Origin of the sequence: Aeromonas sp. 55A (genome assembly GCF_051919665.1) — a bacterium.
GTDB lineage: Bacteria > Pseudomonadota > Gammaproteobacteria > Enterobacterales > Aeromonadaceae > Aeromonas > Aeromonas veronii.
The window spans coordinates 1570746-1592500 of the sequence record NZ_JBQBEH010000008.1 but is presented as its reverse complement, the minus strand read 5'-3'; the positions used below and the strand labels follow the sequence as shown (position 1 = coordinate 1592500).

General features: G+C 60.9%; 22 protein-coding genes and 1 riboswitch (1 of these 23 only partly in view). Of the genes, 10 read left to right on the top strand and 12 right to left on the bottom strand.

Annotated elements, in window-relative coordinates; genetic code table 11:
* Both ACTG2G_RS11420 and ACTG2G_RS11415 read right to left on the bottom strand, forming a co-directional pair.
* On the bottom strand, nucleotides 1-1760 hold the 5' portion of the coding sequence (locus tag ACTG2G_RS11420; protein ID WP_421387125.1) for a TonB-dependent receptor domain-containing protein. The gene continues 73 nt to the left of window position 1, outside the view; only the first 1760 of its 1833 coding nucleotides appear in the window; the start codon lies at nucleotides 1758-1760; the stop codon falls past the left edge of the window.
* 52 nt (nucleotides 1761-1812) lie between these two features.
* Nucleotides 1813-1990: riboswitch (cobalamin riboswitch) on the bottom strand.
* Between the two features lie 35 nt (nucleotides 1991-2025).
* A complete protein-coding gene (locus ACTG2G_RS11415) occupies nucleotides 2026-2934 on the bottom strand; it encodes a LysR family transcriptional regulator (protein ID WP_429204908.1) in 909 nt (302 codons plus the stop codon).
* A 109-nt stretch (nucleotides 2935-3043) separates the two neighbouring features.
* Between ACTG2G_RS11415 and ACTG2G_RS11410 the strand changes: the two genes are divergently transcribed.
* From ACTG2G_RS11410 to ACTG2G_RS11395, 4 genes are all read left to right on the top strand, one after another.
* Nucleotides 3044-3970 carry a sodium-dependent bicarbonate transport family permease gene (locus ACTG2G_RS11410; RefSeq protein WP_040069609.1) on the top strand — a complete coding sequence of 309 codons (927 nt, stop codon included), beginning with the start codon at nucleotides 3044-3046 and terminating at the stop codon, nucleotides 3968-3970.
* A gap of 4 nt (nucleotides 3971-3974) precedes the next feature.
* Entirely contained in the window at nucleotides 3975-4277 is a 303-nt protein-coding gene (locus ACTG2G_RS11405) for a P-II family nitrogen regulator (protein WP_335819202.1), read from the top strand.
* Nucleotides 4278-4340: 63 nt separating this feature from the next.
* Nucleotides 4341-4850: a 5-(carboxyamino)imidazole ribonucleotide mutase gene (gene purE / locus ACTG2G_RS11400; RefSeq protein ID WP_439985442.1), complete on the top strand. Its 510-nt coding sequence runs from the start codon at nucleotides 4341-4343 to the stop codon at nucleotides 4848-4850.
* Nucleotides 4847-5971 carry a 5-(carboxyamino)imidazole ribonucleotide synthase gene (locus ACTG2G_RS11395; protein ID WP_439985441.1) on the top strand — a complete coding sequence of 375 codons (1125 nt, stop codon included), beginning with the start codon at nucleotides 4847-4849 and terminating at the stop codon, nucleotides 5969-5971. The genes purE and ACTG2G_RS11395 overlap by 4 nt, the downstream gene beginning before the upstream one ends.
* A 73-nt stretch (nucleotides 5972-6044) precedes the next feature.
* Here ACTG2G_RS11395 and ACTG2G_RS11390 read toward each other — a convergent pair whose 3' ends face one another.
* The 6 genes from ACTG2G_RS11390 to fabV all read right to left on the bottom strand — a co-directional run bounded on the left by ACTG2G_RS11390 (nucleotide 6045) and on the right by fabV (nucleotide 13034).
* Nucleotides 6045-7241 (bottom strand): L-lactate MFS transporter, encoded by a 1197-nt coding sequence (locus ACTG2G_RS11390; protein WP_019446255.1) that lies wholly within the window; start codon nucleotides 7239-7241, stop codon nucleotides 6045-6047.
* 109 nt (nucleotides 7242-7350) lie between these two features.
* Nucleotides 7351-8094, bottom strand: a complete 744-nt coding sequence (locus ACTG2G_RS11385; protein ID WP_439985440.1) for a LytR/AlgR family response regulator transcription factor — start codon at nucleotides 8092-8094, stop codon at nucleotides 7351-7353.
* 46 nt (nucleotides 8095-8140) lie between these two features.
* Nucleotides 8141-9814 (bottom strand): sensor histidine kinase, encoded by a 1674-nt coding sequence (locus ACTG2G_RS11380; RefSeq protein ID WP_047439828.1) that lies wholly within the window; start codon nucleotides 9812-9814, stop codon nucleotides 8141-8143.
* Nucleotides 9815-9895: 81 nt separating this feature from the next.
* On the bottom strand, nucleotides 9896-11080 hold the full coding sequence (locus tag ACTG2G_RS11375; RefSeq protein WP_439985439.1) for an NAD(P)/FAD-dependent oxidoreductase: 1185 nt from the start codon (nucleotides 11078-11080) through the stop codon (nucleotides 9896-9898).
* A gap of 149 nt (nucleotides 11081-11229) precedes the next feature.
* Nucleotides 11230-11754: a non-heme ferritin gene (gene ftnA / locus ACTG2G_RS11370; protein ID WP_005339225.1), complete on the bottom strand. Its 525-nt coding sequence runs from the start codon at nucleotides 11752-11754 to the stop codon at nucleotides 11230-11232.
* Between the two features lie 92 nt (nucleotides 11755-11846).
* Nucleotides 11847-13034, bottom strand: a complete 1188-nt coding sequence (fabV, locus tag ACTG2G_RS11365) for an enoyl-ACP reductase FabV (protein WP_439985438.1) — start codon at nucleotides 13032-13034, stop codon at nucleotides 11847-11849.
* Between the two features lie 401 nt (nucleotides 13035-13435).
* Between fabV and ACTG2G_RS11360 the strand changes: the two genes are divergently transcribed.
* Complete coding sequence (locus tag ACTG2G_RS11360; protein WP_005339229.1) at nucleotides 13436-13873, top strand: universal stress protein; 438 nt, start codon at nucleotides 13436-13438, stop codon at nucleotides 13871-13873.
* A gap of 192 nt (nucleotides 13874-14065) precedes the next feature.
* Nucleotides 14066-15079, top strand: a complete 1014-nt coding sequence (trpS, locus tag ACTG2G_RS11355; RefSeq protein WP_103252027.1) for a tryptophan--tRNA ligase — start codon at nucleotides 14066-14068, stop codon at nucleotides 15077-15079.
* On the opposite strand, the gene ACTG2G_RS11350 is transcribed toward trpS, so the two are convergent.
* Nucleotides 15058-16017 carry a LysR substrate-binding domain-containing protein gene (locus tag ACTG2G_RS11350; RefSeq protein ID WP_439985437.1) on the bottom strand — a complete coding sequence of 320 codons (960 nt, stop codon included), beginning with the start codon at nucleotides 16015-16017 and terminating at the stop codon, nucleotides 15058-15060. The two genes, trpS and ACTG2G_RS11350, sit on opposite strands and share 22 nt — an antisense overlap.
* Before the next feature lie 91 nt (nucleotides 16018-16108).
* Between ACTG2G_RS11350 and ACTG2G_RS11345 the strand changes: the two genes are divergently transcribed.
* Both ACTG2G_RS11345 and ACTG2G_RS11340 read left to right on the top strand, forming a co-directional pair.
* Nucleotides 16109-17008: a DMT family transporter gene (locus ACTG2G_RS11345; protein WP_005355734.1), complete on the top strand. Its 900-nt coding sequence runs from the start codon at nucleotides 16109-16111 to the stop codon at nucleotides 17006-17008.
* The gene (locus tag ACTG2G_RS11340) at nucleotides 16993-17154 is read left to right on the top strand and encodes a hypothetical protein (RefSeq protein WP_005339236.1); all 162 of its coding nucleotides are present in this window, start codon (nucleotides 16993-16995) and stop codon (nucleotides 17152-17154) included. The genes ACTG2G_RS11345 and ACTG2G_RS11340 overlap by 16 nt, the downstream gene beginning before the upstream one ends.
* A 124-nt stretch (nucleotides 17155-17278) precedes the next feature.
* Here the strand turns inward: ACTG2G_RS11340 and ACTG2G_RS11335 are convergent, their stop codons facing one another.
* Entirely contained in the window at nucleotides 17279-17740 is a 462-nt protein-coding gene (locus tag ACTG2G_RS11335) for a DUF6314 family protein (protein ID WP_082182184.1), read from the bottom strand.
* Nucleotides 17741-17780: 40 nt separating this feature from the next.
* Here ACTG2G_RS11335 and ACTG2G_RS11330 point away from each other — a divergent pair, with 40 nt between their 5' ends.
* Nucleotides 17781-18635, top strand: a complete 855-nt coding sequence (locus ACTG2G_RS11330) for a carboxylate/amino acid/amine transporter (RefSeq protein WP_219594900.1) — start codon at nucleotides 17781-17783, stop codon at nucleotides 18633-18635.
* 6 nt (nucleotides 18636-18641) lie between these two features.
* Here the strand turns inward: ACTG2G_RS11330 and ACTG2G_RS11325 are convergent, their stop codons facing one another.
* Together ACTG2G_RS11325 and ACTG2G_RS11320 are read right to left on the bottom strand one after the other, a co-directional pair.
* Complete coding sequence (locus tag ACTG2G_RS11325) at nucleotides 18642-19505, bottom strand: GGDEF domain-containing protein (RefSeq protein ID WP_421387135.1); 864 nt, start codon at nucleotides 19503-19505, stop codon at nucleotides 18642-18644.
* Between the two features lie 70 nt (nucleotides 19506-19575).
* Nucleotides 19576-20289: a 3-deoxy-D-manno-octulosonic acid kinase gene (locus tag ACTG2G_RS11320; protein ID WP_005339249.1), complete on the bottom strand. Its 714-nt coding sequence runs from the start codon at nucleotides 20287-20289 to the stop codon at nucleotides 19576-19578.
* A 200-nt stretch (nucleotides 20290-20489) separates the two neighbouring features.
* Between ACTG2G_RS11320 and ACTG2G_RS11315 the strand changes: the two genes are divergently transcribed.
* Nucleotides 20490-21545, top strand: coding sequence for a glycosyltransferase family 9 protein (locus ACTG2G_RS11315; protein ID WP_429204897.1), 1056 nt, complete (start codon nucleotides 20490-20492; stop codon nucleotides 21543-21545).
* The last annotated feature ends 210 nt before the right edge of the window (nucleotides 21546-21755 follow it).

Here is a 21755-nt window from a genome sequence, read left to right as displayed (position 1 = left end):
CGATCGAACACGTTATCGATACGTCCACCCAAGGTAAATTGCTGAGTCACCTCGTAACTGGTAGCCAGGTTCAACAGCGTATAGGCACTGAGTTCCACCCGCTGGCTAGTCGCCCAGTTGTTGTCATAGCGCTTGCCCACATAGAGCAGTTCAGCAGTTAGTGTTGCGGCATCGAATCGGGTATCTGCGATCCAGCTGCCTTTATGTTCAGCTCTACGCAGCAGCTGCAAATCCTGGTTACCCGTATCTTTGGCTCTGGTGTAGTCGTAGCTCAAACGATGATGCACAGGTCCGGTGTCGATGCCGAGCTCCGTTTCCACTCCTTTGATATCCGCCGTGGTATTTTTGGGGTTGCAGGTGTAGCTCATGCTGGTCAGGCAATAAATCAGATTGTCGATGCGGTTGCGATACAGATTCACAGACCAATCCCAGGCCGAATAGCGACCTGACAGGCCCAACTCCAGGTTTTTGCTCTCTTCCGGCTTGAGTGTCGGATTCTCAGACCCTGGATAATAGAGCTGGTTGAAGGTGGGGGCCTTGAAGCCAGTACCGTAACTCAACCGGACATTATGGTTCTCATCGATATCCAGCCCGCTGGCGGCAGACCAAGTGTTGTGACGACCATATTGCTGGTTGTCATCGGTCCGACCGGACAGTTCCCATAGCAGCGCCTGCCAACGATAGCTTCCCACAGCAAACAGACCGGTATTGTCACGATCAGGAGCGTTGAAGGTTTTTCCATAGCTGCGGGAGTCTGATTTCATCTCCTCACGCTGCCAATCTGCGCCACCGGTCAGATTAACCCCTTCGATACCGTTCCAACTATTGATCCAGGAGAAACGGGTTAAACCAGTATGAATAGGCTCACCGCTAGCCTCTCCTTTAGCCTCCTGCCAAGTCTTCAGCTTGTTCTCGCCATAACTGGCCTCTAATCGGCTGGTCAACGTCTCGCTTTGGAATTTGAGACCACCATCATATTGGAAAGCCTGTACCCGGCTCTGATCCGCTGACAGATAGGGGTCGTCCGTTTCTGTCAGATTGTCATAACCCTGAGCATTGAAATCCGCGCTCCATGCATCATTAAAAGCGTGGTTCAAACCGATTTGACCATTGCGGCCGGAGAAACCATCCCGATCCGGCTGCTGGGCATTGGCTACGACATCAAAACCATCGGTACGCTCGTAGCCGATCAGCATGTTCATATCGGTTTTTTGACCCAATGACTGAACCGTTCTGAGCTCGCCCTGACCATAGCCATGGCTGCCAGCACCGCCCTTCAGGTGTGTCTCGCTGCCATTCTTGGCGGATGTTTTGGTGATGAGGTTGATAACGCCGCCAATGGCATCGGAACCATACACAGCCGCGCGTGGGCCACGGATATACTCGATGCGCTCGATATTGCCGAGCGGGATTTGGCTGAGATCAGGCGTACCCGCCACCATGGCTGCAATCGGACGACCATTCATCAAAACCAGCGAGTGGTTGGAGTTGGTTCCACGGATAAACAGGCTGCTGATGTGACCCCGGCCTCCCAGTGTCGCTATCTGCACACCAGGCAGGGTTTTCAGCAGTTCGGGCAAACTCTGAACCTGACGAGATTCGATCTCGGCACGATCGATCACCACAACGGGCGCCAGCACCGAGCTGACCGGTTGTTCCACGCGGTTGGCCGTAATGACCAGAGTTGGATTGATGGGGATGGTGGTTTGGGCAAACGCCGCCGTCGGCAACAGGGCAGCCGCCAGAAATTTCTTCGACATGAGAGATCCTTAAGTTCGCGTAAGTATCTACTTCGTGGCCGGTTTCTCTCGACCCGAAATACGAACTCTGGCAGGTCTTCGGGCTCGGGGGCTAATAGCCTACGGCGACGGCTTCCCGCCTGACGGCAGTGCCCTGATGTCGCTTCGTTCCCCCTTACCGCTGCGCGCCAGCTCCGGATTCTCACCGGATTCCCTATTAAGCATGATGCGCCAAAGCGGGTGGATTATAGGCAGAGCCGCGCTGGATGTATAGCCATCCGGATTTCTATTTATTGCCAGCCAGCGCCGCCAACCGCTGCTGGGCCCCCTCCATCACCGCCTGTACCCCGGGATGAGAGAGATGGCGCCCTGCCGAGACCAGATAGTAAGAGAGGGTGACATCGGTGAGGGTCGCAATCCGCTCCACTCCGTAGAGACGGCCAATCTCGTCGGCCATCGCCAGCGGCGCCGGGAAGATCCCCATCCCCGCCTTGCCGAACGACTTCATCAGGGTGGAGTCATCAAACTGCCCCACCAGATGGGGATGAATACCCTGCTGGCGATACCACTCCAGCAGCCGATCGTGGGTGGCAGACTTCTCTCCGGGAATAAGCAACGGCAACCCCTCCAGCGAGGCGGGAAAGCCGTCCCGCGCCCGCGCCCGCGCCGCCAGATCGGGGCTGGCAAACAGCGCCAGCGGGCTGCGCCCCAGCTCGTGGTTATAGCCACGCACGCCGCTGTCGGGAGGGAGCGGGCGATCGATCAGCACCATATCCAGCTTGTGGCGGGCCAGTTCGCTGAACAGCTGCTCGGCCCGCTCCTCGTGACACACCAGTCGCAGCGGGGTCGCCAGCGCCATGGCGGGAGCCAGCAGCTCGAACGCCAAGGTACGGGGAACCGAATCGGCGATCCCCACCTGCATGGTCAGCTCCTGACTGGCGTGGCGCAGGGTGTGCTCCAGCTCGGCGCCGAGCGAGAAAATGGCCCCCGCCTGCTCCTGCGCCTGCCGTCCCGCAGCAGTCAGCACCAGACGTCGCCCCACCCGGTTGAACAGTGCCACCCCGAGGGACTGCTCCAGCTCTGCAACCTGACCGCTGATGGTCTGCGGCGTGAGATGCAGCTGTTCGGCGGCCTGAGTCACGCTGCCGCTGCGTGCCACATGCCAGAAGTAGTAGAGCTGTTTGTAGTTGAGCATGCCGTTCCCTATCAGTTATTACCGAACAACCATCAGCGAGAATCTGATTTTATCGAAACATTGCGGGCTCTAGCATGCAACCATTATCTGAACTGCCCTGCGAACCATCATGCTGGACGTTGTTGTTCTCTTCTTTCTGTTTGGCCTGCTGGCCGGCCTGGTACGCTCCGAGCTCAAGCTGCCGCCCGCCCTCTACGACACTCTCTCCCTCTTTTTGCTGCTGGCCATTGGCCTCAAGGGCGGCGTCGGTCTGGCCCAACAATCTCTGCAACCCCTGCTGCCGCAACTTGCGCTGGTGATCCTGCTCGGCGTGGTGCAGACCCTGCTCGGCTTTGCTGTGCTGCGCCTCAAGATGAACCGGGTGGATGCAGCCGCCACCGCCGCCCACTACGGCTCGGTCAGCGTCGCCACCTTCGCGGTCGGAGTGAACTGGCTCACCGAGCGGGGCATCAGCTTTGAATCCCAGCTTTCGATCTTCCTCGCGGTGATGGAGATCCCCGCCATTCTGGTGGGCATAGTGCTGGCCCGCGGCATCAGTCGCGAGACCCGCTGGCGCATGCTGGCCCACGAAACCTTTCTCGGCAAAGGGGTGACCCTGCTGCTGGGCGGCATGGCCATCGGCTATCTGGCCGGGCCGGATGGAATTGCTCCGCTCAAGCCGCTATTTGTCGACCTGTTCAAGGGAGCGCTGGCGCTGTTCCTGCTGGAGATGGGCCTCATTGTCGCCCGTCAGTGTCAGGACTTACGCAAGCATGGCTTCTTCCTGCTCGGCTTCGCCCTGTTGATGCCGCTCGCCTCGGCGGGACTGGGATTGGCAGCTGGCCAGCTGATGGGCCTCTCCCTCGGCGGACTGACCCTGCTGGCGACCCTGGCGGCCAGCGCCTCCTATATTGCCGTGCCGGCTACCATGCGCATCGCTGTGCCTCAGGCCAATCCGGGGCTGTCCCTCAGCGCCGTGCTGGGGGTCACCTTCCCGTTCAACATCATGCTGGGGATCCCGCTCTACCACAGCTGGGCCCGCCACTTCACGGAGTAGCCACATGCAGACCGAGACCCGCACCCTGCTGACCGTCATTACGGAAGCCAATCTGGAGCCAACCCTGCTGCGCACCCTCACCCGCGAGGGGCTGCGCGGCTACACCATCACAGATGCCCGCGGCCGGGGAGATCATGGCGAGCGCAACGCCAGCTGGAGCGAGAGCGGCAACATCCGGCTGGAGGCGATCTGCAGTCGGGAGCAGGCGGAGCGGTTGCTGGCCCACCTGCAGAGTCGCTACTACCCCGACTACGCCATGATCGCCTTTCTGCAACAGGTCGAAATCGTGCGACCCGAGAAATTCTGAGCCGGCTTGCCGGCTCTTTTTGTTCACCGAAAGCAAACGTTTAACATCAAGGATTCAGAGAAAATGAACACCCCTCCCCTGATCGGCCTGGTAATGGGCTCCGACTCCGACTGGCCCGTGCTGCAGGCTGCCGCCCGCATCCTCAAGGAGCACGGCGTGCCCTACGAGGCTAAGGTGGTCTCGGCCCATCGCACCCCTGATCTGCTGTTCGAGTATGCCGCCAGCGCCCGCGATCGCGGCCTGCGCGCCATCATCGCCGGAGCCGGTGGCGCCGCTCACCTGCCGGGCATGGTCGCCGCCAAGACCACGCTGCCTGTGCTGGGGGTGCCCATCCCCTCCCGCCATCTCAAGGGGATGGACTCGCTACTCTCCATTGTGCAGATGCCCAAAGGGGTACCGGTCGCCACCTTCGCCATTGGCGAGGCGGGGGCTGCCAACGCCGCACTGTTTGCCGTCTCTCTGCTCTCCGTTGCACAAGACGGCGACGCCCCCCGCTACCGGCAGCAGCTCGACGACTTCCGCACCCGCGAGCGAGATCGGGTGCTGGCACTGCAACTGGAGGAGCCGACATGATCCTGCCACCCGCCACCCTCGGCATGCTGGGGGGCGGCCAGCTTGGCCGCTACTTCGTGATGGCCGCCCACCGCCTCGGCTACAAGGTGGTGGTGCTGGATCCCGACCCGACCAGCATCGCCGGTGCCGCAGCCGAACACCATATTGTCGCCCCCTATGACGACCAGACCGCCCTGCACGAGCTGGCCAGCCACTGCGAGGCCATCAGCTGCGAGTTCGAGAACGTGCCCGCAGCCACCCTCGCCCTGCTCGAAAAACAAAAGCCGGTACGCCCGGCCGCCAGCGCGGTGCAGGTCTGTCAGGATCGCCGCGAGGAGAAAGCCTTTCTGCGCGGAGCCAACATCCCGGTCGCCCCCTATCTGGCTCTACTGCCGGAAGAGCCTATCCCCGCACAGGCCAGCGAACTCTTGCCCGCCATTCTCAAGACGGCCCGCGAGGGGTACGACGGCAAGGGGCAGTGGCAGGTCAGTAATCTGGATGAGCTGGCGACGGCGCTGGCAGCCAGTGGCGTCCCCTGCGTGCTGGAGCAACGGCTAGCACTGGAGGGGGAGTTTGCCCTGACCCTGGCCCGCAGCCCGAGCGGTGCCATCAGCGCCCTGCCACTGGTGCAGAACTGGCACAGCGGCGGCATCCTCGATCAGACTCGCTCCCCGGCCAATGTGCCGGCGCTGGAGAGCGAAGCCAAAGCAATAGCCGAGCGGCTGATCGCGACCCTCGATTACGTCGGGGTGCTGACGGTGGAGTTCTTCCTGGTGGAAGGCCGACTGCTGGTCAACGAGCTGGCGCCCCGCCCCCACAACTCGGGTCACCCCAGCCTCGACAACGCCGCATGCAGCCAGTTCGAGTTACAGGTGCGGGCCCTGTGCGATCTGCCGCTGCCGGAGCAAATCGCCGTGCGCCCCGCCCTGTTAATCAACCTGCTGGGGGATCTCTGGCAAAACGGCACGCCCGACTGGGCCGCCCTGCTGGCGCTGCCCGGCCTGCATCTGCACCTCTACGGCAAGAGCGAACCCCGCCCCGGCCGCAAGATGGGCCACATCACGCTAACCGGTGACGACTGGCCAACGGTGGAGGAGCGCTGCCGTCAGGCCCGCCAGCGGCTGGGGCTGGCGCCACGCTGATCGAGCATCGGAAATGCAAAGACCCGGGCATGGCCCGGGTCTTTGCTTTTGCTTGCTGTGGCAGGGAGCCTTGTCAGGCCCGTTCGGTGGTCAGCGCCACGGGAGCCGGCAAACGGATGGTGAGGGAGAGCACCAGCGCCACCACCAGCAACACCAGGATCAGGTGGAAGGTCGCCATAAAGCCGCCAAACAGGGAGGCCACGATGGAGCCGATGATGCTGCCCAGACCAAAGCCCAGATAGATAACGCCGTAGTTCTTGGTCAGGTTGTTGAGACCGAAGAAGTCGCTCACCAGCGAGGGGTAGACGGTGATGGTGCCACCGAAGCTGAAGGCCACACAGGCAACCGCCACGAAGAACAGATTGGCATTGAGCGGCACGAACAGCAGCAGCGCCATGCCCGCCAGGGTAATCAGCTGGGCGATGGTGATGACCCGGATGCGGGACATCTTGTCAGAGAGGATACCCAGCACCAGACGGCCACCCAGGTTGGCCATGGCGATGATGGCGACGGCATTGGCAGCGACGACAGCAGGCAGACCCACCATCTTCTCGCCGATATCTTTGGCCACGCCGATGACGTAGAGGCCGCTCATGCAGGCGGTGAGGAACATCAGCGCCAGCATCCAGTACTGCGGCTTGCGCATCGCCTCGGCCAGAGTGAAGTCACGGCTCTCGCTCTGCTGCACGGAGGCGGCCTGCTTGGGCGCATCCTTCATCAGCATGCCGCCCACCAGCACCATGGACATGGCGATCAGCCCCCACAGCTGGAAGGTGGTCTCAAGGCCGGAGCTGGAGAGCAGCAGCAGGTTGATGTATTTGAAACCGAGACTACCGAGGCCATAGGCACCGATGGAGCAGGCAGAGATGAGTCCCTTGCGCTCCGGGAACCACTTCACGCAGTTGGAGAGGGTCATCAGGTAGCCGGTACCGTCGGCAAAACCAACCAGAATGCCCGCGCAGAGGTAGAGCATCGCCAGATTGCTGGCGTGGGCGGTGAGGAAGAAACCGATGCCGAGCAGCACACCAGCACCCAAGGTCACGTTGCGCACCCCGAACCGCTCCTGCAGTTTGCCCGCCATGGAGGAGGCGACCGCCAGCGAGAGGCTGAGCAGACCGAAGGCGAAAGCGACCTGACTCACCGGCTCGTCCAGCTTGTCGGAGAGCTGGGCGTTGAACAGGCTCCAGGTATAGACAGAACCCAGTGCAAACTGGGTGATGATGGTACCGATCAGTGTCAGGTACCGGGTGCGGTTCATCTCTTTGGTCATGATGCGTCTCGGTCGATGGCCTTAAGGAAATTGAGGCCACTATAGGCAAGACGCAGCTCGCGCCGATCGATTAAGGCATGAAATGCAGATCGGCGGGAATGAATGACAATCAGAGCCGCATCAGCTGACGGAACGCCTTGATGTTGCTGCGACTGACCGGCACCTCGAACGGCAGGTCATGGAGCCGGATGAGATAGGTACTGTTAAACCAGGGGACGATTTCGCGGATTTTGTCGATGTTGACGCAGTAGGAGCGGTGGCAGCGAAAGAACCCCTCGGCAGGCAGGCGGCTGACAAACTCGCTGATGGTCATGGTCATCACGTAGCGATCATCGCGGGTGTAGACATAGGTGAGCTTCTCGTCGGCTTCCGCGTAGTAGATCTGCTCGCAGGGGGTGACGATGATGCGCTCCCCCTTCACCAGATTGACGGTGCGATTGTGCGGGCTGCTCCCCTCGCCGCTCGCCTCCCCTGTGGTGGCTGGCTGCGACTTGCCCGCATGCTCGAGCTTTTGCAGCAAATTGATGATGCGGGGCTCGTTGTAGGGCTTGAGGATGTAGTCGAACGCCTCCAGCTCGAACGCCTCCACCGCAAACTCCTTGTAGGCGGTGACGAAGACGATGTGGGGCGGGTGACTCGACTTGTGCAGGTTCTTGGCCAGCAGCAGGCCGTCGATGGAGGGGATCTGGATATCGAGGAACACCACATCCACCTCGTGATCCTGCAGGTATTTGAACGCCTCCAGCCCATCCTCGAAGCTCGCCACTATCTCGATGGTGCTGTGCTGGTTCACCAGATAGATGAGCTCCTCGCGAGCCAGATACTCGTCTTCCACTATGATCGCTTTCAGCATGACAACACCTCTCGCGGCACACACTTATCCTCAACCATGATGGCACTCAGCATGGCATCGACTCCTGATCCGGCAGATAGAAACTCACTTCGGTACCCGGCTCCAGCCGCTTGAGATGCAGGCCATCGCCATAGAGCAACTTGACCCGCTGATGCACGTTCATCAGGCCGATGCTGCGGCTCTCCACCCGACCGGCGGCCACCCCGTCGATCACCGCCTGACTGATGCCGTAACCGGTATCGCGCACCGATACCCGGATGCCGCCCGCCAGCTGTTTCACCTCGATAGTGACCCGACCCGGCGCGCTGCGGGGCTGGATGCCGTGCAGGATGGCGTTTTCCACCAGCGGCTGCAACAACAGGCTCGGCACCTGGATGTGCACATCGTCCACCTCGAACACCACCTCCAGCTTGTCGCCAAAGCGGGCCTGCTCGATGGCCACGTAGTCGCGCACCTGCTGCAGCTCCTCCTGAATGTCGATCAGTTCATCCCCCTTGTTGAGGTTGTAGCGCAGGTAATCCGCCAGATTGGCGATCAGCTGGCGCGCCTGCTGGGGCCGGATGCGGATTAGCGACGAGATGGCGTTGAGGGCATTGAACAAGAAGTGCGGGTTGATCTTGCTCTGCAACGCGGTGAACTCCGCCTTGCGGGTCATCTCCTTGAGCTGCTCGATGCGCGACACCTCCATCTGGGTGGAGATGAGCTGGGAGAGGCCCACCGCCATCTCCCGCAGCGAGCTGGTGATGCTATGGGTACGACGGTAGTAGATCTTGAGGGTGCCGCTCACCGCGCCGTTTTCCCGTAGCGGAATAATGATGACCGAGTGGAAATCAGAGAGGTGATACTGGCGCAAATCGTTGTTGATGATGATCTGGTCGAGCAGCACCGCCTGCTGGGTCATGCCGCTGATGGCGTGGTGCTCATCCAGCTCGTAATAGTCCTTGCCCACCCCGACATAAGCCAGCACGTCATGGGTATCTGTGATGGCTACCGCATCGGCGCTGATGTCGCGCCGGATCACATCGCACACCTGACTGAGGGAGTGGCGATCGATGTTCTGGAAGAAAGGCAGCGTCTTGTTGGCGATATCGAGCGCCAGCTTGGCCTGCTTGGCGGCAATCAGCTCCTTCTCGTCATCCAGATCCTGCACCAGCTTGATGATGAGGCCGATGCAGAGCGCCCCGGCGATCATCGGATAGGCGATGTGGTTAACGATCTCCACCCCGACTTCGTGGGGCTCGGTCAGCAGCCAGATCAGCAGCATGGTCAGCCCTTCACAGAGCATTCCCGCCAAAATTCCGTAGAGCCAGAGCCGCGACTTGCGACAGCGCAGGTGCAGCCAGGTGGCGAGCAGACCGGCGATAATACTGGCGATAAGGCAAGGGATGGAGGTGTGGCCATCCATATCGATGAGATAGCGATGCAGGCCGGAGATAACCCCGGCCGGAATGCCGACCCAGGGGCCAAACAGAATGCCGCCGGAGATGATGGCGATGATCCGCACGTTGATCAGCGCCCCCTCCACCGGAATGCCGGTGTAGGTACTGAACACCGCAAACAGGCCGAAGATGGAGGCCACCAGCACCAGCTCGGCCGGGGTGTGATCCCGCTTCTGGAACAGCCGCTGGAACGGCCGGGTGCGGGTCAGGAAGAAGAGGGTCATCAGCATCAGCGCCGCCCGCTCGAACACCGCCAACAACATCATCTGATTCTCAAGCATCTGCGCCCCCTTGCGGCAACCCGACCGATCACCATAACCCTGACCAATAAATCGGGGCCGGATAAACCAGCCCCTGTGACATCAACAGTACTGACCGGCCACCCAGCCGGAGGACCAGGCCCACTGGAAGTTGTAGCCACCGAGCCAGCCGGTCACGTCCACCACCTCGCCGATGAAGTAGAGGCCTGGCACCTTGCGCGCTTCCATGGTCTTGGAGGAGAGCTCGTTGGTATCGACGCCCCCCAGGGTCACTTCGGCGGTGCGATACCCCTCGGTGCCGTTGGGCAGGATCTGCCAGTCTCCCAGCAAGTTGGCCACCGCTTCCAGCTCCCGCTCGTAGTATTGGCGCATCGGCTTGCTGACCAGCTGACCCAGCTCAACCAGCTTGTCGACGAAGCGCTTGGGCAGCTCGCGCCCCAGCACGGTTTTCAGCTCCTGCGCCGGGTGTGCCAGCGCCCATTCGCGCAGGGCGGCTGGAATATCCAGCTCCGGCAGCAAATTGATGTGGATCTTCTCGCCGGCATGCCAGTAGGAGGAGATCTGCAGGATAACGGGACCGGAGAGGCCGCGATGGGTGAACAGCATCGCCTCCTTGAAGCGAGTGCCATCCTCGGCGGTCACCGCCACCGGTAGGCTGATGCCCGCCAGATCGGCGAACGCCTCTTTCTCCGCCTGATGGAGGGTAAAGGGCACCAGTCCAGCGCGGGTCGGCAGCACGTTGAGACCGAACTGCTCCGCCAGCTTGAAGCCATAGGGGGTCGCGCCCAGCTTGGGCATGGAGAGACCGCCGGTCGCCACCACCAGCGAGTGACAGCCGATCTCACCCTTGCTGGTCGTCAACACAAAGCCCTCGTCCTGTTTGCTGACGGTGAGAATTTCGGTCTGGAACTGCAGGGTCACCCCGGCCCAGTCACACTCGGTGAGCAGCACATCGACGATATCCTTGGCACTCTCGAGACAGAACAGCTGCCCCAAGGTGCGCTCGTGATAGTTGACCCCGTGGCGGTCCACCAGATCGATAAAGTCCTGCTGGGTGTAGCGGGCCAGCGCCGACTTGCTGAAGTGGGGATTCTCCGACAGGTAGGCGTGAGCGCCAGCCTGATGGTTGGTGAAGTTGCAGCGACCACCGCCACTGATGAGGATCTTGCGGCCCGGCTTCTTGGCGTTGTCGAGCACCAGCACCGAGCGTCCCCGATAGCCCGCCTGCGCCGCACACATCAATCCGGCCGCACCGGCCCCGATCACCACCACATCGACCTGCTTCATCTTCACTCACTTATCAAAATAGAAACGGCACCTGGCCAGAGCCGAGATTGCCTCTGGCTGACATCACAACGGTGACTGCGCACCAGAATAAACAACGGCCCTTAAAAGGGCCGTTATTGTACTGGCTGAACACTAAGTGTCCACGACTATCAGGCGTTGCTGTCCATGATGCTGGCCGGGGCGCCCTTGGCCAGTTCGGCCAGCTCCTTGTCGATGAAGTAGAGGCCTTTGCCATCTTCACCCACCAGACCCAGACGGTCGACGATGCTCTTGAACAGCTTCTCCTCTTCATGCTGCTCGGCCACATACCACTGCAGGAAATTGAAGGTGGAATAGTCCTGGGTAGTGAAGGCTACGTGGGCCAGCCCATTGATGCACTTGGTGATGTGATACTCGTGCTCCAGGGTGGTACGGAACACGTCGCCCAGCGACTTGAACTCGTGGGGAGGGGCATCGATGGCACCCAGCTTGGGCATGGCGCCGGTCTCGCTCACGTAGGTGAACAGACGCTCCATGTGCTGGCGCTCCTCGACCGCGTGCTGGCGCAGGAAGGTCGCCGCCCCTTCAAAGCCCTTGTCTTCGCACCAGGCGCTCATCTGCAGATAGAGATTGGAGGAGTAGAACTCCAGGTTAATCTGCTCGTTCAACTTCTCGATCATGGCTTGGGCCAGCATCTTGTTTCTCCTCAGTGATTTGGTATCGATTGTCGCCACACTCCCGCCGCGAATCAACCCGCCAACGAGAGGGAGATCCCGTTTCTTTCAGCTCAGGGGGTCAGCTCGCCAAGGGAGGCGACATCCACCGGCGCAGCATAATCGACGCCCGGCAGCTCGAAGCCGTTGAGCTGCATGAAATCCTGCCGCAGCCCTGCAAAGTCCCCCAGTGCGTGGAAATTGTCCGGCGTCACCTTGGGCCAGAGCGCCGAAACGGCGGCCTGAATGGCCGAGTCCAGCTCGTGGTCATCCATTCGGATCAGCCGGTTGCCATCGGCCACCACCCCATTGGGCCCGTACATCTTGGCGGCAAACAGTCGCTGCATCTGCTCGATGCAGCCTTCGTGCACACCGCGCTCCTTCATCACCCCCATCAGCAGGCCCAGATAGACCGGCAACACCGGAATATAGGCGCTCGCCTTGGTTACCAACGCCTTGCAGACTGACACCCAGGCATGGCCACCAATCTCGGCCAGCTGCAGGTTGATGGTCTCGGCGGTGGCGTGCAGATGCTCCTTGGCATAACCGATGGTGCCATCCCGATAGAGGGGATAGGTGGATTCGGGGCCGATATAGGAGTAAGCGACGGTTTGGGCACCGGGGGCCAGACAATCGGCCTGCTGCAACGCCTGCATCCAGAGCTGCCAATCCTCGCCCCCCATCACGGTGACGGTATCGCGGATCTCCTCCGGCGTGGCAGGCGCCAGCGACTGCTGCACCAGAGTATCGCGCTCCAGATCCAGCCCCCAGCCGCTGAATGGCTGGCCGGTGGTCTTGAGCACGGAGCGCACTTGCGTGCCGTCGGGCAGCACCCGGATGCCGCTCGCCAGCGAATAGATCACCAGATCCACCTGCCCCAGCTGCTGACGGATGGTGTCGATGGCCTGCTGACGCATGCCGTCGGAGAAGGCATCACCGATCAGGTTGATGGCGATACGCCCCTCCTGCTCCGCCTCCTTGCGAAACCAGATGTTGTTGTACCAGCCGGCACTGCCCAGCCCCTTGTCGGAGGGACCGCGCTCAAACGAGATGCCGATGGTGTCGGCACCGGCACCAAAGGCGAGCGCAATGCGCGACGCCAGTCCAAACCCGGAGGAGGCACCCAGCACCAGCACCCGCTTGGGGCCGTTGAACGGGCCAGCGGCCTTGATACGTTCGATCTGCTGCTGCACGGCGGCGCGACAGCCGATGGGGTGACAGTTACGGGCAACACAACCTTGAATCTGGGGATGAATGATCATGGGAAGGCCTCCAAAGAAACTGGCTACAGCATAACCAAATCGAAGGAGATTAACTTGATGCCGGATCGCTATCAGTCAGAAAAGCCGCGGGAAATGAGGCGGATAAACAAAAGGGAGCACGTGGCTCCCCAAAGCGGTATTCAGATGCTTTTTGTTGTTTTGTGTTCATTGCGAAGCACGGGCCCATCCTATGCCTCTACCCCCTGATCGGCAAGCCGAGGGGTGTGACCGGCGTCAAACTATTGTTTAATTTATAGGCAAATAGTGGTTAATAACTGAGTGGCTGACCCTGTGTCACACGTCATTAAACTCATTTAAATCCCAAAACTGTGCCTGAGGCACCATTTTAGTTTCAGCAGAGATTGGTATAGTGGGCTGAAGGATCGGTAAGGAGAACCCCCATGAGTGGAACAACCTATTACAAGCATATTCTGGCCGCGATCGACCTCTCTGAAGACAACCGCAAGGTGATCGACAAGGCGGTGGACAGAGCCCGCTCCAACGGCGCCAAGCTGTCGGTTATCCATGTCGATGTGGACCTCAAGGATCTCTACACCGAGATGATCGATATCGACATCGACAACGTGCAGGATCAGGTAATCGCCGAAGCGAAAGAGAAGCTGGAGGCATTTCTGGCCTCGGTGGACTATCCCATCGAGAAGAAGCTGGTGATCTGCGGCGATCTGAGCGAGCGGGTCAATCAGGCGGTCAAGGAGTACGAGATCGACCTGCTGGTGTGCGGCCATCGCCAGAGCTTCTGGAGCCTGCTCACCTCCAGCGCCCGTCAGCTGATGAATACGGTGCCCTGCGATCTGCTGGTCGTCCCCTTGCAGAAGTAATGAAACCGGCGTAGTTTGATTTGCTATGAACATGACCGCATTCAATCACAACTACTGGTGGTGCTGCTCCTAAACAGGCGGCACCGCGTTTCTATATGTAAATTTCCCAAAGAAAACACCGTGACCGCCGAGAGGCGGTCATTGTTTTTATCCCTTTGTCGCCTCCCGGCTCACCCAACTGGAGAGAGTGACATGCACAACCCCGTAATCCTGACTGGCGATCGTCCCACCGGCAAACTGCACATCGGCCACTATGTCGGCTCCCTGCGCCAGCGCGTCGAAGCCCAGCACCACTACCGTCAATTCGTGATGATCGCCGACTTACAGGCGTTGACCGACAACGGCCACAATCCAGCCAAGGTGACCGACAACGTGCTGGAGGTGATGGCTGACTATCTGGCGGTCGGTCTCGACCCGGCCAAGACCACCTTCTGCCTGCAGAGCGCCCTGCCCGCCCTCGCCGAACTCACCTGTTACTACCTCAATCTGGTCAGCGTCGCCCGGCTGGAGCGCAACCCCACCGTCAAGGCGGAGATCCAGCAGAAAGGGTTCGAACGCACGCTGCCGGCCGGTTTTCTGGTCTATCCGGTCAGTCAGGCCGCCGACATCACCGCCTTTCGCGCCAGCCACGTGCCGGTCGGGGAAGATCAGCTGCCGATGCTGGAGCAGACCAACGAAATCGTCCGCCGCTTCAACTCTCTGGTAGGCAAAGAGGTGCTGACCGAATGCCAACCGATCCTGAGTGACACCGGCCGCCTGCCCGGCATCGACGGCAAGGCCAAGATGTCCAAGTCTCTCGGCAATACCATAGAACTCGGCATGTCGGCGGAAGAGGTCAAACAGGCGGTGTTCGCCATGTATACCGATCCCAACCACCTCAAGGTGAGCGATCCGGGTCAGGTGGAGGGAAATACGGTGTTCGCCTATCTCGATGCCTTCCACCCCGACAAGGCGCTGGTCGCCGAGATGAAGGCCCACTACCGACGAGGCGGACTGGGGGACATGCGCTGCAAACAGGTGCTCAATGACTGCCTGCAGACCCTGCTCGCCCCGATGCGGGAGCGCCGTGCCGCGGCCATTGCCGACAAGAAGATGCTGCTGGAACTGCTCTATCAGGGCACCGAGCAGGCCCGCATCATCACCGATGAGGTATTGGCGGAGGTGAAAAGCGCCATGGGGCTCGACTACTTCGCCAACATCCGCTGAGCGAGAGTCCCGAGCGCATCGTCGCCATAGAGGTCGAACACCAGCTGGTGTAGCAGGCTCTTGAACCAGCCGATCGCCTCGTCATGGGCGGTGAGCGGGTGCCCCGCCATCAGGTAGACGATGGGGATGGCGGGGTCGAGTTGATGCATCCGCAGCGGGTAGTAGCGGCAGAAGTGGCGCCCGATCATCTCGGGCACCACCACCAGATAGCGGCCGGTCGCCATCAGCGGCGGCACCGCCATAAAGCTCGGCAACCGCACGCCCAGCTCCCGCTCCACCCCGAAACGGGCCAGCCAGAGCTCCACCATCGCCTGACTGTGACCCCAGCTGGAGGTGTGGATGTGGGGACGGCTCACCAGCTCGACCGGAGTCAGCACATCGGGCAATTCGCTGCCAAGGGGCGACAGGCAGACCAGCGGGTTGTTGAACCACTCCTCCCGCCACAAGCGGGGTGAGAGATGATTCGCCCCGGCGAAACCGATCACCAGATCCAGCTCCCCCTTCTCCAGCTCCCGCTCGTAGTTGCTGTCGGCCAGCTCGCACACCTCAAGCCGACAGTGAGGGGCCTGCCGATGGAGCCTCTCCACCAGCACCGGCACCAGCCCGTGCTCCACCGAGCCCGGGGTAGCGATGCGGAAAATCCGCCGCGCAGTGGCGGGATCAAACCCCTTGGCCTGCCGCAATCCCTGCTCCAGCATCGCCAGCGCCTGACGAACCGGCCCGGCCAGCGCCTTGGCCCGCTCGGTCGGCATCATCTCGCGCCGACTCATCACGAACAGCGGGTCATCCAGCGCCACCCGCAGCCGCCCCAAGGCGTGACTGACAGTGGATTGGGACAAATGCAGCCGTTCGGCGGCACGGGTGACATTGCGCTCCTGCATCAGCATGTCGAATACGGCGAGCAGGTTGAGGTCGAGACGGGCGAGCGAGCTATCCATCGATATTAGCCATAGTTAAATGCCGACAATTCATTTTTACCATAGTAACAGATTGCCTAGAATGCGCTGGCTTAATACATCGGAGATTCAAATGCGTAGCTATCTGTTATTGCTGGCCATTGGCCTGCTGTGGGGTTCCCAATTCATTTTCATGCACCAGGCCGTTGCCGAGTTGCCCCCCATTCTAGTGGCTGCCGGTCGTGCCCTGTGCGGCAGCCTGACCCTGGGTCTGCTCTGCCTGTTCATGCGGCTCAAGAGTGAGCACACTCCGTGGCGCACCTATATGCTGATCGCCCTGCTGGATGCCACCATCCCCTTCATCATGGTCGCCTGGGGCCAACAGTATGTGGATAGCGCCATCGCCGCCGTGGTCATGGGTTGTATCCCGTTTGTGACCATTCTGGCTGCACCGCTGTTTATTTCTGGTGAAAGAATCACCAAAACCGGTCTGCTTTCCGTGATCATCGGCTTTGCCGGTGTGCTCACCCTGTTCTGGCCGAAACTCTCCCAGGGCATGAACGCCGGTCTGCTCGGTGCCATGGCCATCCTGCTGGGTGCCAGCTGCTTCGCCATCGGCCTGCTGATGATCAAGCGCTTCGCCAAGGACCATCCGGTCGTGGTCGCCCGCAATATCCTGATCTCCTCGGCAATCCAGTTGCTGCTGGTCGCCCCCTTCATGGTTGACCTCAGCAGCCTGACCCTGCCGAGCACACAGGCCCTGAGCGCGATCACCGTGCTGGGTACCCTCTGTACCGGTCTGGTCTACTTCCTCTACATGGCGCTGATCCAGAAGGCCGGCCCGACGTTCGCCTCCTTCAGTAACTATCTGGTGCCGCTGTTCGGTGTGATGCTGGGCGCCCTGTTCCTCGGCGAGCAGATCCACCCCACCACCGGCGTGGCCCTGGCCCTGATCCTCGGCTCGGTCGCCATGAACCAGTGGGCGCAGCAGCGTCGCATGCAGCGCGAGGTCTCCCTATGTCAGGCATCCTGACCACACTGTGCGGTGGTCTGGTACTGATTGCCGGCTGGCAGTATCGCCAGCGGCTGGCCGGGATCTTGGGCCTGCTGATGGTACTGCTGCCCTGGTTCTTCGATAGCAAGCTGCAAGCCATGCTGAGCTATGCCCTGAATGCCTGAAGTCCATCTCTGAATGTGTGACGAGAGTCTATCTCTCCTGTTTTTGGGACTGTTTTAAAAAACCTCCGATTTGTCCCCCGCTACCGGCGCTCTGCGCCGGTTTTTTTATGCCTGCCAGCCGGCGTCAGATCAGATAGCGATAGCTGAGTCGCTCGTTCTTGCGCGGCCCGGTGATCTGCCAGCTCAGCAGAAAACCGCCGTCGATCTCGGTCAACTCGGCACTGTAGTGATCCGCCCCGCACAGATGGGGCTCGGCGGTCAGCCAGCGGCCATCTCCTTGCGGCAGCAGCTCGAACAGTTCAACCGGCGCTTCATAACGCAGGTGAGAAAGGCGGATCCCCCGCTCACTACGTTGCCACCAGAAGCGGTTGTGCATGGCGAGTTCCCTGCCATGAGGCGTGATGTAACGCCCCTGCTCGTTAAAGAGCCAGCCCCCCTGATGATCGGTCACCTGCACACGCCCCTCGCCCCGACCATTCCAGTCGGTCGCCGACCCCTCGCCATTGCTGGCGGTAAAGGAAAATGCTCCGACCTGTGGCAATCGCGCCCATAAACGCTGGATTGCCGCTTCCATCTCGGCCATCATAGCCCCCCTTAAAATTGACAACTGACGATAAATCAAACACATGAACTACTTGATAGGGGTCACCCTGCTCTGGTCATTCTCCTTCAGCCTGATCGGGGTCTACCTCGCTGGCCAGGTGGATGCTTACTTCTCGGTGTTGACCCGCATCGCCCTCGCCAGTCTGGTGTTTCTGCCCTTCCTGCGCCGCCGCTGGCTGCGCCCCGACCTGGCGGCCAAGCTGATGGCGCTGGGCGCCATCCAGCTCGGCATCATGTATCTCTTCTACTACCACTCCTTCCTGCTGCTGACAGTGCCGGAAGTGCTGGTCTTTACCATCTTCACCCCCATCTACGTCACCCTGCTCCACGATCTGCTGGAGCGCCGCTTCAAGCCCACCTATCTGTGGGGCGCCCTGCTGGCGGTGGTCGGGGCTGCCGTCATCCGCTTCGACGGCCTGACCGAAAGTTATGTGCTGGGATTTCTGGTGGTGCAGGGGGCCAACCTCTGTTTCGCCCTGGGTCAAGTGGGCTACAAGGTACTGCTGGCAAGGGAGGCGGAGCAACCGCCGCAACTGGCGGTGTTCGGCTGCTTCTATCTGGGAGCGCTGGTGATCGCACTGCCCGCCTGGTGGCTGCTGGGCAAGCCGCAATACCCAACGTCAGGGTTGCAGTGGGGCATTCTGCTCTGGCTGGGGGTGGGAGCCTCCGGCCTCGGCTACTTCCTCTGGAACAAGGGGGCGACGCTGGTCACCAGCGGGGTGCTGGCCATTATGAACAATGCGCTCATTCCGGCCGGCTTGCTGGTCAATCTGCTGCTCTGGGGCAAGGATACCGACCTGACCCGACTGACCATCGGCGGCCTGCTGATGCTGGCCTCGCTCTGGGTCTGCCAGCGTGACAAGCGCGGCCAACCCTGACCACACTCAGCCGACAACGGTATTGTGCTCCCGTCTGGCCTGACTGTGACAGCTGGCCAGCCGGGCCAGCAGATGATCGAGCTGCTCGCCAGCCTGACTCTGCACCAACCCGATGCTGACGGTGACCGGCCGCTGTGACAGCAGGCTGGCATCGGCAATCTCGAGGCGCAGCCGCTCGGCGATCTCCAGCGCACTCATCCGCTCGGTCTGGGAAAGCATCAGGATAAAACCGTCCTCATCCCAGCGGGCGAAGGGATCTTCCCGCCGCAGTTCGTGGCGTACGATACGCGCCAGCTTGGCCAGCATGGCGTCGCAAGCCGCTTCGCCAAACAGTTGCTGGATTTTGGCCATGTGATCGACCGAAAACTGCAGCAGACTGAAAGTGCCACTCTCGGTCGCCAGCCGCTCCTCCAGCAGTTGCTCGAAACGGCCACGGCTCTCCAGTCCGGTCAGCGGATCGATGCCATGTCGCTCCTCCACCAGCACGGCAGCGGGATCGAGGTGACGGACAACCCCCAGCAGATAACCCCGCTCATCACGACGCATCCGCTCTTCCAGCCGGATGTAGTGACCGTGATGATGCAGAATGCGGTATTCGAGGCGCAGACCGCTGCTGCGGCCGCTCTGGCAAGCGAGCAGGGCATCTTCCAGCCGGGCAACATCGTCGGGATGAACCCGATCCAGCCAGCCAAGATCATCCGGCCAACTCTCTCCCAATCCCAACAGGCGCAGGCAGGAGGGATCACGCTGCAGTCCATGTTGGGCTGACCAGCTCCAGATCCCCGCCTCCAGCAGCGCCATGGCATCAGACAGCAGACCCGGATCAAGCCGGGCAGTCACATCGACCAAAGGTGTCTTGAGCATTTCCATGGGGCGCCTCGAAACAGGATCTGAATACCTGCTCAATAAGTAACATTGGCGTTCACGCCGAGCAACAGGGTCAGAGTGCTTTTCCCTGATACCCGTTCATCAAGGTCTGCCAGTTCTCCGGTACGAAGTGGAAACTGGTATGCAGTTGAGACTCTTTATTGAATGAACGGAGCAAGCGTTCCAGATTGGCCTTCTGCCATTCGCCGGGGGAGCGGATCGCACCCTTGTCAAAATCGATCACCCACACCTTGCCCTCCTTATCGAGCAGCAGGTTGTGGCTGTTGAGATCGGCGTGATAGACCCCGGCATCGTGCAGCTGACGCACCGTCTGACCTATCTTGTGCCATACCTCGGTCGCCACCGGCCCCTGCTTGAGCAGTGCCACCATATCCTTGGCACCGCGAATTCGCTCTATCAGGATATCGGCACGATAGAATGGGCCCTGTTTGACCATGCGGGCACCAAACGGACGCGGCACCGGCAACCCCAGCTCACACAGCTTGGCCAGCAGGGTGTATTCGGCCATGGCACGGCTCGACTCGACCCCTTCGAACCAGAAGCGATCCCGCACCACCTTGCCCACCATGCCGCCGCGATAGTAGTGGCGCAGCACCAGATGGCGGGACTCATCCTTGACGAACCAGGTCACCCCCCGCCCGATGGAGGTTCCCACCACCTGACGGTTGTTCTGCCACCAGGCAGGATCGAATAACTGGGGAGAGGGGTCGCGAAAGGCCCCTTCGGCATACCAACAGATCTGGTTGTGTTCGGTCTGTACTCGCATCGTGGAGATCCCGCTCGGTGGGTCGTTGATCGCCCCTGTTTATGGGCGATGAGGCTGCGACTGTGGCATGCCCGCAACATGTGCCAGCCATGGCGGCTATTCCGGTGGCAAAGCCCGGCTGACGATTGCGCGCAATTTTACAATCCAGAGGGGAGTTTGCATAATGCCATCCACCCTTTTTGCCAGCCGTGCGCCACATCATGCCGCTATTTCAAACGCCTCCCTCCTCCATCTGCATTCTGCGGCTCTCCGCCATCGGCGACTGCTGCCACGCGCTGGCACTGGTACGGGTCATCCAGCGGGAGTGGCCACAGACCCGTATCACCTGGATCACGGGCAAAATCGAGGCAACCCTGTTTGCCGATCTGTCCGGCGTCGAGGTGATTCCCTTCGACAAGAGCAAGGGGTGGCGCGGCTATCGCGATCTCTGGCAGACCCTCAAGGGGCGCAAATTCGATGCCCTGCTCCACCTGCAGGCAGCGATGCGAGCCAGCATCGCCACCCTCGGCATCAAGGCCAAGGTCAAACTCGGGTTTGATCGGGAGCGGGCCAACGACGGCCAGTGGCTGTTCACCAACCACAAGGTGCCTTCGCCTGCCTCTCCCCATGTGCTGGACGGTTTCCTCGCTTTCGCCAAAGAACTCGGCATCCAGGATCTGACCCCGGATTGGCAGCTGCCCATCAGCGCCGAACATCAGGCGTGGGCAAAGGAGAAGATTGGCGGCAAACCGACCCTGCTGATCTGCGCCGCCGCCAGCAAGGCATTCAAAAACTGGACGGCCGCAGGCTATGCCGCGCTGGCGGATCACGCCGCCAGCAAGGGCTTTCAGGTCTATCTCTGTGGCGGGCCGGCCAAGCTGGAGCGAGATCTGGCCGCCGAGATCCGGCAACTCAGCCAGAGCAAGCCGGTCGATCTGGTGGGGCAGACCAACCTCAAGCAGCTGCTGGCGCTGATTAGCGAGGCGAGTCTGGTACTGGCCCCCGATACCGGCCCCACCCATATGGCCACCATAGTGGGCACGCCGGTGATCGGTCTCTATGCCCACCACAATCCGGCCCGCACCGGCCCCTATCTGTGCCGCGACTACGTGGTCAGCGTCTATCAGGAGCTGGTCGAGCAGGAGACCGGCAAGCCGCTGGCCGAATTGAGCTGGCGCACCCGTCTCAAAGACCCGGAGGCCATGCGAAAAATCACCAGCGAGCAGGTGATCGCCGCGTTCGATCGGCTCTGCGCCGATCGTCAGCTGCCGCAGTGACAGGGCACCTCGGGAATTCCGAGCCATCAGGCAGGGATAACCTGATAGCCTCTGCCCTCAGCCAAAGGCACAATGCAGGCTGATGTGGGTTACGCTCCCGCAGCAAGCTACGAATACTTTGATCGGCTGGAATATGATTCCGGCCGTTTTTTTATTCGCCGCCTTCTGGTAAAATTCGCCGCCTTTACATCCTCCTGACTCAAGAATTTT